At 56.0% G+C, this 13857-nt stretch carries 13 protein-coding genes; 6 read left to right on the top strand and 7 right to left on the bottom strand.

Going from position 1 to position 13857, the window contains the following annotated elements:
* Positions 1-136: 136 nt before the first annotated feature.
* From ABWO67_RS15275 to ABWO67_RS15260, 4 genes are all read right to left on the bottom strand, one after another.
* Complete coding sequence (locus ABWO67_RS15275) at positions 137-2893, bottom strand: M16 family metallopeptidase (RefSeq protein WP_502930029.1); 2757 nt, start codon at positions 2891-2893, stop codon at positions 137-139.
* Positions 2894-2980: 87 nt separating this feature from the next.
* On the bottom strand, positions 2981-4153 hold the full coding sequence (locus ABWO67_RS15270) for a vWA domain-containing protein (protein WP_353153015.1): 1173 nt from the start codon (positions 4151-4153) through the stop codon (positions 2981-2983).
* A complete protein-coding gene (locus ABWO67_RS15265; RefSeq protein ID WP_353153013.1) occupies positions 4143-4763 on the bottom strand; it encodes a GNAT family N-acetyltransferase in 621 nt (206 codons plus the stop codon). The genes ABWO67_RS15270 and ABWO67_RS15265 overlap by 11 nt, the downstream gene beginning before the upstream one ends.
* A gap of 40 nt (positions 4764-4803) precedes the next feature.
* The gene (locus ABWO67_RS15260) at positions 4804-5667 is read right to left on the bottom strand and encodes an AAA family ATPase (RefSeq protein ID WP_353153011.1); all 864 of its coding nucleotides are present in this window, start codon (positions 5665-5667) and stop codon (positions 4804-4806) included.
* A 142-nt stretch (positions 5668-5809) separates the two neighbouring features.
* Here ABWO67_RS15260 and ABWO67_RS15255 point away from each other — a divergent pair, with 142 nt between their 5' ends.
* Both ABWO67_RS15255 and ABWO67_RS15250 read left to right on the top strand, forming a co-directional pair.
* Positions 5810-6163, top strand: coding sequence for a c-type cytochrome (locus ABWO67_RS15255; RefSeq protein WP_353153009.1), 354 nt, complete (start codon positions 5810-5812; stop codon positions 6161-6163).
* Positions 6164-6175: 12 nt separating this feature from the next.
* The gene (locus tag ABWO67_RS15250; RefSeq protein ID WP_353153007.1) at positions 6176-6538 is read left to right on the top strand and encodes a c-type cytochrome; all 363 of its coding nucleotides are present in this window, start codon (positions 6176-6178) and stop codon (positions 6536-6538) included.
* A gap of 53 nt (positions 6539-6591) precedes the next feature.
* On the opposite strand, the gene ABWO67_RS15245 is transcribed toward ABWO67_RS15250, so the two are convergent.
* Positions 6592-7020: a DUF1841 family protein gene (locus tag ABWO67_RS15245; RefSeq protein WP_353153005.1), complete on the bottom strand. Its 429-nt coding sequence runs from the start codon at positions 7018-7020 to the stop codon at positions 6592-6594.
* Positions 7021-7213: 193 nt separating this feature from the next.
* Here ABWO67_RS15245 and icd point away from each other — a divergent pair, with 193 nt between their 5' ends.
* On the top strand, positions 7214-8470 hold the full coding sequence (gene icd, locus ABWO67_RS15240) for an NADP-dependent isocitrate dehydrogenase (protein ID WP_102070759.1): 1257 nt from the start codon (positions 7214-7216) through the stop codon (positions 8468-8470).
* Positions 8471-8762: 292 nt separating this feature from the next.
* A complete protein-coding gene (locus ABWO67_RS15235; protein ID WP_353153002.1) occupies positions 8763-9983 on the top strand; it encodes an MFS transporter in 1221 nt (406 codons plus the stop codon).
* Positions 9984-10437: 454 nt separating this feature from the next.
* Here the strand turns inward: ABWO67_RS15235 and ABWO67_RS15230 are convergent, their stop codons facing one another.
* Together ABWO67_RS15230 and ABWO67_RS15225 are read right to left on the bottom strand one after the other, a co-directional pair.
* Positions 10438-11619 (bottom strand): oxidoreductase, encoded by a 1182-nt coding sequence (locus ABWO67_RS15230; RefSeq protein ID WP_353153000.1) that lies wholly within the window; start codon positions 11617-11619, stop codon positions 10438-10440.
* A gap of 1 nt (position 11620) precedes the next feature.
* Positions 11621-12016 (bottom strand): RidA family protein, encoded by a 396-nt coding sequence (locus ABWO67_RS15225; RefSeq protein WP_353152998.1) that lies wholly within the window; start codon positions 12014-12016, stop codon positions 11621-11623.
* Positions 12017-12166: 150 nt separating this feature from the next.
* Between ABWO67_RS15225 and ABWO67_RS15220 the strand changes: the two genes are divergently transcribed.
* Both ABWO67_RS15220 and ABWO67_RS15215 read left to right on the top strand, forming a co-directional pair.
* Positions 12167-13108, top strand: a complete 942-nt coding sequence (locus ABWO67_RS15220) for a LysR substrate-binding domain-containing protein (protein ID WP_353152996.1) — start codon at positions 12167-12169, stop codon at positions 13106-13108.
* A gap of 2 nt (positions 13109-13110) precedes the next feature.
* Entirely contained in the window at positions 13111-13641 is a 531-nt protein-coding gene (locus ABWO67_RS15215; RefSeq protein ID WP_353152994.1) for a GNAT family N-acetyltransferase, read from the top strand.
* Positions 13642-13857: the final 216 nt, after the last annotated feature.

The raw sequence follows: 13857 nt of genomic DNA, 5'->3' as shown, positions 1-13857 counted from the left end.
TAGGTTGGGATTGCGTCTGTAAGGGCGTGGCTCAAAAAAAGCACCATTAATCAAGAATTAATGGTGCTTTTTCTATTGCGAATCGGCAGATGCCGCATTATGCCTGCGGGCCTTGCAGCCCGGCAGGCGGTAGGTATTACGGCTTGGCTTCCTGCTGCTTGCTTTCGTCCGCCGCCAGTGCAGAACTGAAGCCGGCCGGATCAAGCGATGCGCGTAGCGCGGCATTGACTTTGTCTGCCGTCAATGCGGCCAATGCTTCGTCTATTTTTTTAGACCACTCAAAGTCCCTGTCCAACTGCATGTAATTGATCCATGTGGATGTCAGCACGTCGTCTCGGGTGCGGGCCATCTTGCGGTAATTCAGCAGTGCATTGATGCCTTCTCGTACCTCATCTTCTGTAAACCCGTCTTTCAGGGCTAGCTGCACCTCTTGCTGCACCGCATCTTTCAGTCGCTGGCTGTTTTGTGGCGCATGGATCGCATAAATGGTCCATCCCCCCGTTGGCTCGTAGGACGACGCAGCGAGCCGGCTACGCACGTCGTAGGAAAGACCGTCCTTGACCCTGACCCTGGTCCATAGGCGCGAGGTTTCCGACCCGCCCAGCAGGTAATTGGCCAGGTACAGGGCGGGGTAGTCGGGATTGGTGTCCTGAAGCTTCAAGGGCAGCTTGCTTATGTAAAAGGCGTTAGCCTTATCCGGCGTGTTGATATTGAAAGCTTCGGGCTTTACGTCATGATAGGGGTCGGTTACACGTTCGTAGGCGGGCGCTTTGCGCCAGTCTTTCAGGCCTTGCGTTAGCGCGGCTTTGATGGCGGCCGGATCGAAGGCGCCAACGGCGGCGAATTCTATAGTGCCGGCGCCATAGAAGCGCGAGTGGAAGTTGACCAAGTCCTCTTGGGTAATGGCCGCGATATCACTTTGCGCTTCTTCGAATGTGGGGGTGTAGCGTACGTCGTCCCGTGACCATGGGTTGTCGTGTCGAGCCAGCGCGCGCGATGCCAGAGCGCTGGGTTCGGACATCGCGTTCTTTATCGATGTACTTGCCTGGCGCTGGTATTCAACAAGCTCTTTGGCAGGAAAGTTGGCTTCGCGCAGAATCTGCAGGACAAGCTCCGTCAACGCTGGCAGGTGTGTTGTCGTTGTCGACATGTCGACGCTCACGACGCCTGCTGAGCCGCTGAAGTTCACGCTTGCCTCAAGTGCATTGAACTTATCCTGGATTTCCTGGCGCGACATTGTCTTGGTGCCGTGGTCAAGCAGGGAAGCGGCAGCACTGGAAATGGCGCGTTGGCCTTTCAGTGTGTCCGCCGTACCGAACTGAACCAGCAGGGATGCCTCGACGCGGTTACCTCGGGTGGGCTTAGGCAGCAGCGCAAGCTTTACCTGGCCATTAGGAAGGTCCAGCGGCTCGCGCTGGGTTGCAGCATTGATGTTGGCTGGACTGGGGTCGAAAGCGGCGACAGCCTGGCCGGTTTCCTCGCCCTTGTAATCCTTCAGTAAAGCGGCAAGGTCGACCGGCGCTGCGAGCGGCGCACGTACAGGGGCATCGGTGGGAATATAGAGCCCATTGGTACGGTTGCTAGGCACAAGATACGCGGCAGTAACGCGCTGAACGTCAGTGAGTTGGGCGTTCTTGACGTAGTCTCTTTGCAAAAAGAACAAGCGCCAGTCGCCATCGGATACGGTCTCCGACAATGCGCTGGCCAGGCTGACCGGGTCGGCATAGACCTGCGACCAATCTGTCAGCCATTTGTTGCGTATGCGATCCAGGTCAGGTTGGGTGAAGGGTTGCTTGGCGACAGATTCCAGCGTTTCATCCAGCGTATGCAGTGCTTTGGTCTGATCCATGCCAGCCTCAAGCTGCCCGCCAAAAAAAACATAGCCTGGCTGTCTCATGCCAGCGGCAAAACCGAAAATTTCCGCGCTTAGGTTATTGCCCACTAACGCGTGATACAAGCGCCCCGAAGGGGTGTCAGCCAATATGTTCACGCCCAGGTCCAGGGCGGTAAAGTCAGGGCTTTCAGAGGCGGGTGCGTGATACAAGGCGGCAATCAGCGGGCTGCCCCCATGACGACGTAGTGTGACTTGGCGTTCGCCGTCCTGGACAGGTTCCACCGTGTATTCAACCGGTAGGGTGCGCTCCGGGCGGGCAATCTTGTCGAAGGCCTGTGCGATGGTCTGCAGCGTGGCCGCGGGATCGAAGCGGCCAGATACGATCAGCACGGCGTTGTCAGGCTGGTAGTATTTTTTGTAGAAAGCGCGCAACTGGGTGATGTCGACATTCTCGACATCGGATCGGGCGCCTATCGTGCTTTTGCCATAGTTGTGCCACCGGAAGGCGGTAGCTTGCATTTGTTGCAGCAACATCTGGAAGGGGCTGTTTTCCCCGCGTTCCATTTCGTTGCGCACCACGGTCATTTCAGAATCCAGGTCTTCCTTGGCGATCAGCGAATTGACCATGGCATCAGCCTGCCAGCGCAAATACCAGTCCAGGGTTTCCGTATTGGCGGCGAAACTGGCGTAGTAATTGGTGCGATCGCTGGTTGTTGAGCCGTTCGCCTCTAAGCCGCGCTTGGAAAACTCGGCCAGTGCGTTATGAATGCTTGGGGTGCCGCGGAACAGCAAGTGCTCCAGCAAGTGTGCCATCCCCGTCTGGCCATAGTTTTCGTGGCGTGCTCCGACCAGGTAAGTCATGTTGACGGTCGTGGTGGGTTTGGAGTCGTCTGGCGCCAGCAGTACGCGCAAGCCATTCTTCAGGCTGTATTCGGTCACCCCCTCGACGGAAGCGCCCTGTGTGATGCCGGACGGCAATTCCAATGCTATCGCCGGCAGCCCTAGAAAGGTCAGGAGCAGTAGGCAGAGCAAGCGGGTTTTGATTCGAGTGAGTGACAATAGCATGCACTAGATTCCCAAAAAAGAGTAAGGAAGACGTAAAGGCTTTTTAACAGAAGCCCGGCCAGCGTGCCGGCCAGGGCCCTGTTATTTGGCAAGGGTGCGCATGGCTTGTTCCAGGCCGCTAACCGTTACCCCATACATACGGTCATGCATGATGTTCTTGATAATGGCGATGGATTGCCGATATTGCCAATAGCCTTCGGGTTCGGGATTCAGCCAGATCGCCTTGGGCCAGTTTTCCAGCAGGCGCTGCAGCCAGGCCGCACCGGTTTCTTTATTGTAGTGTTCGACTGAGCCGCCGGGCTGAAGAATTTCGTAGGGGCTCATGGTAGCGTCCCCCACAATAATCAGCCGCCAGTCGTCGTTGTACTTGCGCAATATATCCCAGGTGTCGAAACGTTCGGCATTGCGGCGCTTATTGTTTTGCCATAACGACTCGTAAGGGCAGTTATGGAAATAATAAACGTCCAGGTGACGGAATTCGCTGCGGGCCGCCGAAAACAGTTCTTCAACGCGGGCGATATGGTCATCCATGCTGCCGCCTACATCCAGCAGCATGACGACTTTTACCGTGTTGTGCCGTTCGGGCACCATTTGCAGATCAAGAAAACCGGCATTCCGGGCCGTGCTTGAAATGGTGTGATCCAGGTCGAGTTCCAGCTCGGCGCCTTCGCGCGCAAAGCGACGCAAGCGTCGCAGCGCCATTTTGAAGTTGCGTGTACCCAGTTCCTGTTGATCGTCATAGTCGCGGAATTCGCGCTTTTCCCAAACCTTGATGGCGGTACGATTGCCGGCAGAGGGCCCGCCTATGCGTATACCCTCAGGATGATAGCCGCCATGCCCGAACGCTGATGAGCCGCCGGTGCCTATCCATTTGTTGCCCCCCGCATGCCGTTCCTTTTGCTCTTCCAGCCTTTCCTTGAAAAGCTCCATCAGCTTGTCCCAGCCATGTTTTTCGATGGCGGCTTTCTCTTCGGCGCTGAGGTTTTTCTGGAATTCCTTGATCAGCCAATCCAGGGGGATTTCCTTATCGGACGGGATCGCGGCTTCGAGTTTGTGATAAAACTCGCCGAATGCCTGGTCATAACGGTCGAACAGCGTTTCATCTTTGACCAGCGTCATGCGCGCAAGGTGATAGAAATCGTCCACCGTCGGCTGCATCAAGGTGGTTTGCAGCACATTGAGCAAGGTCAGGTATTCCTGCACCGATACCGGCAGTTTGCGGGCGCGCAAGTGGTAAAAGAAATCAATCAGCATGGCGCGAGCTCAGTTGGTACTGCAGGTGCTTTTCAATTTCCGGCCATTCTCCGGCTGTCAGGCTGTACATCACCGTATCGCGTACCGTGCCGTCGCGGCGCAGGGCATGGTGGCGCAGGACGCCGTCTTTGCGGGCGCCCAGGCGTTCAATAGCACGCTGCGAGGCATGGTTGAAGTTATCGGTGCGCCAGCCTACGACCGCCGCGCCTAGCCGCTGGAAGGCATGCTGCAACAGCAGCAATTTGCACGTCGTATTCACATGGGTGCGCTGCCAGCGTTTTGCGTACCAGGTGTAACCAATTTCCAGCCGTGCAACCGGCGCAATAATGTCGTGATATCGGGTGGTGCCGATAATGTCGCCGGTGCTTTGCTGGACAATCGCAAAGGGCAGCATATGGCCTTCTTCCTGGCCTTTAAGGGCGGTTTCGATGTAAGCCAGTGCGGTCCCTGGCTCGGGTACCGACGTAACGCGCAGTTGCCATAGTTCCCCATCTGCGGCCGCCTTTTCCAGGTCGGCTGCGTGTTCCAGCGTTAATGGAACCAGCATTACCCCATTGCCTTCCAGCGTAACGGGAGTAGGTAATTGATGAAAGCCCTGCGTTGAAGTCATGAAGTCTCCTTCGTCGTTAACGGTGTGGCCATAGCCGCGCTTAGCGGCGCTGGCTGACGCGAGTCATGGCTGCCAGACGCTGCAGCAGGGTGAGGTCTTGCTCGTTCTTAAGCAAGGCGCCAGCCATTACAGGTAAGTCGCCGGTCGTGCTGCTGATGTCAGTGGCGGACAAGGCTTCATTCAGCAGCAGGCGCAGCCAGTCAAGAAATTCCGACGTTGACGGTTTTTTCTTCAGCCCGGGTGCTTCGCGCAAGGCAAAGAAAGTGTCCAGCGCCGCCCTGAGCACATCTTCCTTGATGTTGGGGTAATGCACCGCTACGATTTCTTGCATGGTGGCGCGGTCGGGAAAGCTGATGTAGTGGAAAAAGCAGCGGCGCAAAAAGGCGTCGGGCAGGTCTTTTTCATTGTTGGACGTGATGATGATCAGCGGCCTATGCTTGGCTTGCACGGTTTGGCGGGTTTCATAGACATGAAACTCCATGCGATCCAGCTCGCGCAACAAGTCGTTGGGAAATTCGATATCGGCCTTGTCGATTTCATCGATCAGCACGACGGAGGGCTCGTTGGCTTCGAAGGCCTCCCATAACGTACCTTTTACGATATAGTTGCCGATGTCACGGACTTTTTCGTCGCCCAGTTGCGAGTCGCGTAAACGGGAAACTGCATCGTATTCGTACAGGCCTTGGTGCGCCTTGGTGGTGGATTTGATATGCCATTGCAGCAAAGGGCGGTTCAATGCTGCCGCCACTTCCTCGGCCAGCATGGTTTTGCCGGTTCCGGGCTCTCCTTTGATCAGCAAAGGGCGTTGTAATGCCAATGCCGCGTTGACCGCCAATTTCAGGTCGTCGGTAGCGACATAGCGCTCAGTGCCGGTAAAGCGTTCGGAAGTGGATGCAGAGGTCATTTATTTCGTTCCGTATTTACAGTGAGAATTACAAAGTTAGCTGGCTTTGATGTAGCGCATGCTGCAATTATCGTACAATCTTCATTTTTCGTTGGTTGTTTGACATAAATCAACTCTTATTCACTGTCTAACAAGAGCTAATATGAAGCTGCGAACCCCCTTGACGCGCACTTTTGCTGCGCTGGCCGTTATGGCTTCCTGTGCAATTACGGGCACAGCCCTTGCGGCGGACGCCGCGCCAGTGGGCGATGCCAAGGCTGCGCTTTCTAAGACTTCTATGTGCATCGGTTGCCATGGTATCCCTGGCTACAAAGCCAGCTTTCCAGAGGTCTACCACGTGCCCATGATTGCCGGCCAGAATGCCGAATACATCGTTACCGCACTGAAAGACTATGCTTCGGGCGCGCGTTCGTTCCCCACCATGGAAGCTATTGCGCAAAGCCTGTCGGCGCAAGATATGGCCGACCTGGCTGCTTACTATTCCAGTCTTAAATAATCGGGGGCCTGCATGAAAAAATTGTCACTTGCTCTGGCGGCTTCCGCCATGTTTGCATTCGCTTCCGGCGCTTCTGCCGCTGACGTGGTAGCAGGAAAAGCTGCATTCGAAAAATTCAACTGTGCGTCGTGCCATGGTGCGGATGCCAAGACTTCCATCATGCCGTCGTACCCAATCCTGGCCGGGCAGCATGAGGACTTTTTGCGGCATGCTCTAGGCGCCTACAAGCGTGGCGCTTCTGGTGCACCTGCATCTGCCAATATTCGCAAGAATGCGGTAATGGGCGCCATGGCTACCCCGTTGTCGACCACCGATATCGCCAATATCGCGGCCTGGCTCGCTAGCCTCCCGTCTCCATTGGCAGTGCGCAAGTAATTGGGTTTCTGTCGGATTACGGGCCTGCGGCCTTAATCCGACATCTTCATCCCTTATCCTCGGGTCGCATGGCGGCGTATCAATTCCAGATACTTGTCACTGTCGAACGGCGTGCCCAGACGTTGAGCCTCCCAGATCACTTCCCCCAACGCTTCCATGATGATGTGCGCGGCTTCGTGCGCGTCGCGCGTGGCAAGCAGCCCCTGGAACGCGGCCTTGATGCCCGGTGGCTGGTCTATGGATAGTTGTTCGTTGATGGCCAGGTGCATGGACATGTGCAGGAAAGGGTTGGTGCGACCCTCTTCGACGGAGTAGTCGGCCTCTGAGACTTCCGGGTTTTCCAGGTCGGCGTGATATTCCGGGTGAAGCTCGATGAGATCGGCGGCCATGGTTTCCAACGGCGTCAACACGCCAGCCGCTTTGCGCTTGGTCCATGCTTCGGTGAAAAATTGGCGAACCTGTTCGCGCGATGGGTTAAACATAAGACTTCCTGTGGCAGGCTGCCACATCTTTCAGTAAAAAATTCATTTTAAAGCCTGTTTGATGCTGTAGTAGCAAGCTATATGCTTAAAGATTAAAATCAGATGTTAAATTAGGCTAAACTAGTCTTATATAAGACTGCATTTCATTTTTCTATCCGATTTTTACTCCTTATCGAGCACAACTGGAGCATTCATGTCCTATCAGCACATCAAAGTCCCCGCAGCGGGCCAAAAAATCACGGTCAATGCCGATTTTTCGCTCAACGTTCCCGACGAGCCGATTCTTCCTTTTATTGAAGGCGACGGCACTGGCGCTGACATTACTCCGGTCATGCTCAAGGTTGTCGACGCTGCCGTGGCCAAGGCTTATGGCGGCAAGCGCAAAATTCACTGGATGGAAGTCTACGCTGGCGAAAAATCCACCAAAATCTATGGCCCGGACGTCTGGTTGCCCGAAGAAACCTTGGAAGCTGTCAAGGATTACGTCGTTTCCATCAAAGGCCCACTGACAACGCCAGTTGGCGGCGGCATTCGTTCGCTTAACGTGGCACTGCGTCAGCAACTTGATTTGTACGTCTGCCTGCGCCCCATTCAGTATTTCAAGGGTGTTCCTTCGCCCGTGAAAGAGCCCGAAAAAACCAACATGGTCATCTTCCGCGAAAACTCGGAAGACATCTATGCCGGCGTTGAGTTCGAAGCAGAAAGCGCAAACGCGAAGAAGTTGATTGCCTTCTTGCAAAATGAACTGGGCGTCACGAAGATTCGTTTCCCCGAAACGTCCGGTATCGGCATCAAGCCCGTGTCACGCGAAGGCACACAGCGCCTGGTGCGCAAGGCCATCCAGTACGCCATCGACAACGACAAGGCTTCGGTGACCCTGGTGCACAAGGGCAACATCATGAAGTTCACTGAAGGTGGCTTCCGCGACTGGGGCTACGAGCTGGCTCAAAAAGAATTCGGCGCCCAATTGATCGACGGCGGCCCATGGTGCAAATTCAAGAACCCGAAAACTGGCCGCGAAATCACAGTTAAAGACGTGATCGCCGACGCGTTCCTGCAGCAAATCCTGTTGCGTCCTGCCGAATACGACGTCATCGCTACGCTGAACTTGAACGGCGACTACGTTTCCGACGCGCTGGCTGCACAGGTTGGCGGTATTGGTATCGCTCCGGGCGCCAACTTGTCCGATTCGATCGCCATGTTCGAAGCCACGCACGGTACAGCACCCAAGTACGCTGGTAAAGATTACGTGAATCCAGGTTCCGAAATTCTTTCCGCCGAAATGATGCTGCGTCACATGGGCTGGACCGAAGCTGCAGACCTGATCATTTCCAGCATGGAAAAATCGATCCTGTCCAAGAAAGTCACTTATGACTTCGCACGCTTGCTGGAAGGCGCAACCCAAGTTTCGTGCTCGGGCTTTGGCCAAGTGATGATCGAAAACATGTAAGACAGTCCGCCGTAACATACGGTAGTCTACGAAACCCGCATGGTCATTGGCTGTGCGGGTTTTTTTTGGAGTCGGGAAGGAAGTTATGCTAGTAAGACAAGCAGAAGTGAGTGATGCAGAACGAATATCTACTCTCATGTATCAGCTTGGCTATCAGCAAGATGAACGACGCTACCTAAAGCTTTTCTGATTAAGATCTTGTGACATAAGTGGATATTGCCCGCAATAAACGGGGTGTTTTTGGACTCTTGCTAGGTCAGCATGATGTGAACTGACAAAACAAGAGGAAAACATGGGGATATCAGCGCGTTTCAGCCCACCTTTTAAGCGATTGGCTTGGTCGAATCTTTTCGCCCAGGCTGCCGAACAAATCGGCCTTGCCACAGCGCCGCTGTTAGCAGTCTTTCTTTTTAACGCCAGCACCAGCCAAACCGCTGCCCTACAGATGGTACAAACATTGCCATTTTTGCTGTTGGCTATCCCTGCGGGCCTGTTGGCGGATCGTTCATCCCGTAAAACTATCCTTGCCTACGCAGAAGCGTTGCGTGCATTTTCTTTTGGTTTGATTCTGCTGTTGCTTGCGCTGGAAAGCTTAACGCTTTCAACCCTGGCACTGCTTGGCTTTATAGGTGCCATGGGCACTGTGGCTTATAACGTCACTACGCCGGGTTTGGTCCCTATTCTAGTCGCAAGGCCTCTGCTTTCCATGGCAAACAGCCGTTTAGAGCTTGCGCGGAGTATCGCTTTTACGTCCGGTCCCAGTGTGGCGGGACTCGTGTTCAGTTTTATTGGCGCGTCCTTTTCCTACTGCATTGCTCTTGTCTTTTCTCTTGCCGCCGTTAATCTGTTGCGCTCGTTGCCCACTAATTCGGTTACGCCAAAGAATGGCAGGTTATGGGCGCAACTGAGTGAAGGGATGTACTTCACGCTGACAAGCCCGCTTTTACGACCCGTACTGGTAACGGCTGTTATCTTCAATACCTCATGGTTCATGCTGCAGGCGGCATTTGTTCCTTATGCGGCCCATTATTTAGGGCTGTCCGCGTTTGAGGTAGGGGCCACGATGGCCTGTTATGGCTTTGGCATGATTGGGGGTGCAGTTGTAGCGCCTTGGGCTAGCAAACAAATCACGTTTGGCTCGATGATCGTTTCCGGTCCAATAGGTGCGTTGCTAGGCGCGATAGTGATCGCATGTTCAGTTGGATATCCAAGCTTTATCCTTGCGTGCATCAGTTTTTTTCTTTTTGGAGCCGGGCCGATCCTTTGGACGATTTCGACGACAACGCTTCGGCAAACGGTCACTCCGCCAGATCTAATCAGCCGCGTTTCCGCAGTAATCATGACAATGACCTACGGAGCAAGGCCGGTTGGGGCGTTAATTGCGGCTGCTATTGGAAGCGTTTATCCTCCTGAATACTGCATTCTTGCGGCAGCGACGGGCTTTATTGCACAGCTTGCCGTCATCGTGTTCTCCAAAGTTCCCAAGTTGGTCAGCGTACCAGCGGTTGTTTGAGAGCGATCTAATAGAACAGCGCCCCGTGATGTTCTTGGCCAGTAGCTATCTTGAAGCTGTAAGGGAAGAGGGCGGTGGCGCTTGATGTGTTCAGCGGTTCGGGCAAGTCGGTGAAGGCCGGACGTCACCATTGAATACCCTCATTAGATACGTGGGTAGCCGAGCCATGTCGCTGAAAACGTCAGTGGCGCCAGCGTCTATTAAACGTTGAGAATGATCCGGCGCATTATGGGACGTCCAGAGTCGCAATCCGACCCGTTGCGGCTGTTCGCGTTTCCCTGACCAACGTCTGCTATGCAGCGGAATTTGTCCTCTGACAGTGCCCGCTTCCTGGCAACCAATTGCATTGGGTGGGGCATCCGTCAGCCTTCTATCGTGGCAGCCGGCTTCGGGCATAGAGCAGACGTCGAATCAGCGACTGATGGGCTCGGATCGTGCCATGCCCCTTGCCCCTTTAGCGATTCAACGCCGGAGCGCCCGCAACAGCGAGATGAACCTCCGCGCGATGACGAACCGCATTGGCGAGGTCAGCGATTGGCGCCAACAACCCTCGATCGAAGGTCTTATGCACCTTGCCGGCGCGTAGTCTTGCCGGCCAGTCGGCATGCATGAGCGCACCGCGGCCTAGGGAAACGAAGTCCGCCTCCTGCCTTGCCACCACCCCGTCGGCCTGCGTCGCATCATGCAGCGAACCGTTCGCCAGCACCGGCACCGCAACGTGCCGCCGTGCCAACGCTGCAAGGCTGGGGCCGTGCTCACCGAACGCAGGACGCCAGGCCTCGAACTCGGTCGTGTGAAGGTAGTCGATGGGCAGCGCACCGAGCGCGCCGAAGATCTGCGCCGCATCGGCCTCGCCGCCTTCCCACTTGTGCGTGAAGTCGTTGACCTTGCCTTGCGAAATGCGCACACCCACGACAAAGCGCTCTGTCGTCGACCGTCGGACGGCTTGGATGACATCCCCCGTCAAGCGCAGACGGTTGGCCAGACTGCCGCCGTAGCGGTCCTCGCGCAGATTGGTGTGGGCAGTGAGAAACTGGTCTAGCAGATACCCGTTGGCGCCGTGTATCTCGACGCCGTCGAATCCGGCCTCCTGCGCTCTGCGCGCCGCTTGTGCGAAGCCTTCGACCGCCTCGCAGATGTCATCGGCTGACATCGCTTCGGGCATCCGGTAAGGCCCTTCACCCCGATAAAAAGCCAGCTGCTGTCCCGTGGGTAACACGGCCGAGGGGCCCTTTGTCGTGATGCGATGGGGATTCCCCTGCGACAGCGCGCCCGCGTGCATCAGTTGCGCGACGATGCGGCCGCCATGCGCATGCACACGGTCTACCACGGGCCGCCACGCATCGCGCTGTGCGTCGTCTGCCAGGCCTGGCTGGAAGAGGTAGCCCTGCGCATGGGCCTTGTCCGTATAAAGGCCTTCGGTGATCACCAGACCGAAGCCGCCAGCTGCGAAGGCTTCGTAGTAGTCGGCCATCTGCTTCGTGGCGTGGCCGTCCGCTGTGGCGCTGACCCGGGTCATTGGTGCGACGGCGAGACGGTTGGACAAGCTCAGTCCACCCCCCACCCGCAGCGGCGTGAACAATTCAGCGTGCGCTGTCGGCGCATCGCCTTTCGGACGATTGACGAGCGTGCTCATGTCAGCGGCCCTCCGGCTGGCGTATGGCCGCGATTGCCTCGATCTCGATCATGGCGTTGGGGTCGTAGAGCGCCTTGATCTCGGCGATCGTGTCGGCCGGATAGGGGGCCGAAAAGAAGCGACGACGCAACGTCACGACGTCCTCGAAATGCCCCATGTCAGTGACGAAGATGGTGACCTTGATCACGTCCTTCAAGCTGGAACCGCCGGCTTCCAGCGCACGGCGCAAATTAAAGAAGGCCTGCTCGCCTTGTGCAAGAAAGCCGCCCGCGACGATTTTTCCGTCGTCGGCGGCACCCGCTTGGCCAGAGATGAAGAGCAAATTTCCGAACTGAATGCCCTGCGAGAGCAGGAAAGGGGCGTAATTGTCGGGCTGGGTCGTGACACGTTTCAGCATAGTGCGAATCCTTTCATTTATGGTCGGCCAAAAAGTTGAGGTATGGATGGCCGATCTGTACCGTTACTATAGGGATTGGCATCTCTTGCGACAAAGGTTCATTTATCAGGTATAAGATGAGATAATTTCATTCATATGCCGATGCCACTCATGCAACGTCGATCACTTCCGCTCTCCGCGCTTCGCGCGTTCGAAGCCGCCGCGCGCTTGGGCAGCTTCAAGGCCGCCGCCGAGGAACTGGCTGTTACGCCGACCGCCGTCAGCCACCAGATCCGCGCACTGGAAGCGCAGACAGGGCTTGCACTGTTCGATCGTCAGGTGCGCAAAGTGTCGCTGACCAATGCAGGGGTGCAGCTCTACCCGGTGCTGCGTGACGGGTTCGATGCGTTCGAGGCGACGCTGGCACGGTTGACGCAACAGCGAACGCGGGCTCAGGTGAGCATCTCCGCGACCAATGCATTCACCGTGAAGTGGCTGGTACCGCGCATGGCCGATTTCCGGCGCAGGCATCCCGACATTGACTTGCAGTTGCAGGCGAGCGACGACCTCGTCGACCTGCGATCGACGGCGGTCGACATCGCGATCCGCTATGGTCGTGGGCCGTATCCCGGTCTCGTGATCGAGCCGCTGTTCACCGATCGGTTCGCACCTGTGGCAAATCCGCGTCTGGGCGTCGTGTCGCCGGAAGATCTGGCTCGCGTGCCATTGATCCGTTTCGACTGGAAGCGGCCTCAGCCAGAGAACCCGACCTGGGAGCGCTGGTTCACGGTCGCGCAGCGGCGCCAACCGCCACAAGCGAGTCAGCTAGGCTTTTCCGACGAGGGACACGCCATACAGGCGGCCGTCGCCGGCCATGGCATCGCCTTGGTCAGCCTGGCGTTGATTGCCGACGAACTAGAAGCCGGCCATCTTGTGCAGCCATTCGGACCCGCGATCGACGGACACACCTATCACCTGGCCACATACGCTGACCGGCCGTCCTCGGCGCCAGTCCAGGCCGTGGCGCACTGGCTGCGCACACAGGCGGCGCGGCGGAAGCTTGGAAATAATGACTCCGATACTAATGACGTACCCATAGAGTTCGCCAATTAACTATGCAGCCAATTTTCTTTCAAGGTCTTGTGTTCCGAGAGTTTCACGACAGCGACTCTGAAGAGTTCGCGACAGCAGCCCGCGAATCCGTCAATACCGTTGGTCGATGGATGTCTTGGTGTAACGCCTCTTTTTCTGCGCAAGATGCCCTAAGCTGGTTTCAGCAATGCCGAGTGGATTTGGCTTCTGAGAGAGCATACGAATTCGGTGTGTTTTCGCAGGAATCAGGCGCGCTCTTAGGTGGCGCAGGTCTTAATTCGATCAATCACCAAAATCTATTCTGCAATCTTGGCTACTGGGTACGTGAGTCGGCGCAAAGAAAGGGAGTAGCGCTTCGTACAGTACAGGCATTGGTGCATCACGCATTTCAGACTCTGGGAATGCAACGTGTGGAGATCGTCATTGCAAGCGGCAATACTTCAAGCGAGGCGGTAGCCCGCAAATACGGGGCGCAATTTGAATGTATCGCACAAAATCGCTTGCAGTTGCACGGAATGCCAGTGTCAGCCTTAGTTTTTTCCGTCATCCCGTAGTTCGCCACTGAGCCGGCCACAAGATCCGAAAACTGTGGATGTCAAGGATCCAAGGTCATGGGATAATCTAAAATTGGCTTTGTTCAACGTTGTCGCTTCCTTCATGCTGTCGAAGCGGCTCTTCGGCTTTGACGCTGTGGATATTATGACTTCTGAAAACTCTCTGGCCTTTCGCCATACTCTCTCTTCCTCCCCGCGCACCCTGGCCGAGCGCGA

The sequence above is a fragment of the Pollutimonas bauzanensis genome, assembly GCF_040393045.1.
In the GTDB taxonomy this organism is placed as follows: domain Bacteria; phylum Pseudomonadota; class Gammaproteobacteria; order Burkholderiales; family Burkholderiaceae_B; genus Pollutimonas; species Pollutimonas bauzanensis_A.
The sequence above is the reverse complement of the archived record's forward strand: the minus strand, read 5'-3'. Positions and strand labels throughout refer to the sequence as shown.

Excerpts from the sequence above, each read along its gene's own strand:
- ABWO67_RS15215 (WP_353152994.1), top strand. The coding sequence starts at position 13,111 with ATGCAGCCAATTTTCTTTCAAGGTCTTGTGTTCCGAGAGTTTCACGAC.
- ABWO67_RS15235 (WP_353153002.1), top strand. The coding sequence starts at position 8,763 with ATGGGGATATCAGCGCGTTTCAGCCCACCTTTTAAGCGATTGGCTTGG.
- ABWO67_RS15250 (WP_353153007.1), top strand. The coding sequence starts at position 6,176 with ATGAAAAAATTGTCACTTGCTCTGGCGGCTTCCGCCATGTTTGCATTC.
- ABWO67_RS15255 (WP_353153009.1), top strand. The coding sequence starts at position 5,810 with ATGAAGCTGCGAACCCCCTTGACGCGCACTTTTGCTGCGCTGGCCGTT.
- ABWO67_RS15270 (WP_353153015.1), bottom strand. The coding sequence starts at position 4,153 with ATGCTGATTGATTTCTTTTACCACTTGCGCGCCCGCAAACTGCCGGTA.
- ABWO67_RS15260 (WP_353153011.1), bottom strand. The coding sequence starts at position 5,667 with ATGACCTCTGCATCCACTTCCGAACGCTTTACCGGCACTGAGCGCTAT.
- ABWO67_RS15225 (WP_353152998.1), bottom strand. The coding sequence starts at position 12,016 with ATGCTGAAACGTGTCACGACCCAGCCCGACAATTACGCCCCTTTCCTG.
- ABWO67_RS15245 (WP_353153005.1), bottom strand. The coding sequence starts at position 7,020 with ATGTTTAACCCATCGCGCGAACAGGTTCGCCAATTTTTCACCGAAGCA.
- ABWO67_RS15230 (WP_353153000.1), bottom strand. The coding sequence starts at position 11,619 with ATGAGCACGCTCGTCAATCGTCCGAAAGGCGATGCGCCGACAGCGCAC.
- icd (WP_102070759.1), top strand. The coding sequence starts at position 7,214 with ATGTCCTATCAGCACATCAAAGTCCCCGCAGCGGGCCAAAAAATCACG.
- ABWO67_RS15220 (WP_353152996.1), top strand. The coding sequence starts at position 12,167 with ATGCAACGTCGATCACTTCCGCTCTCCGCGCTTCGCGCGTTCGAAGCC.
- ABWO67_RS15265 (WP_353153013.1), bottom strand. The coding sequence starts at position 4,763 with ATGACTTCAACGCAGGGCTTTCATCAATTACCTACTCCCGTTACGCTG.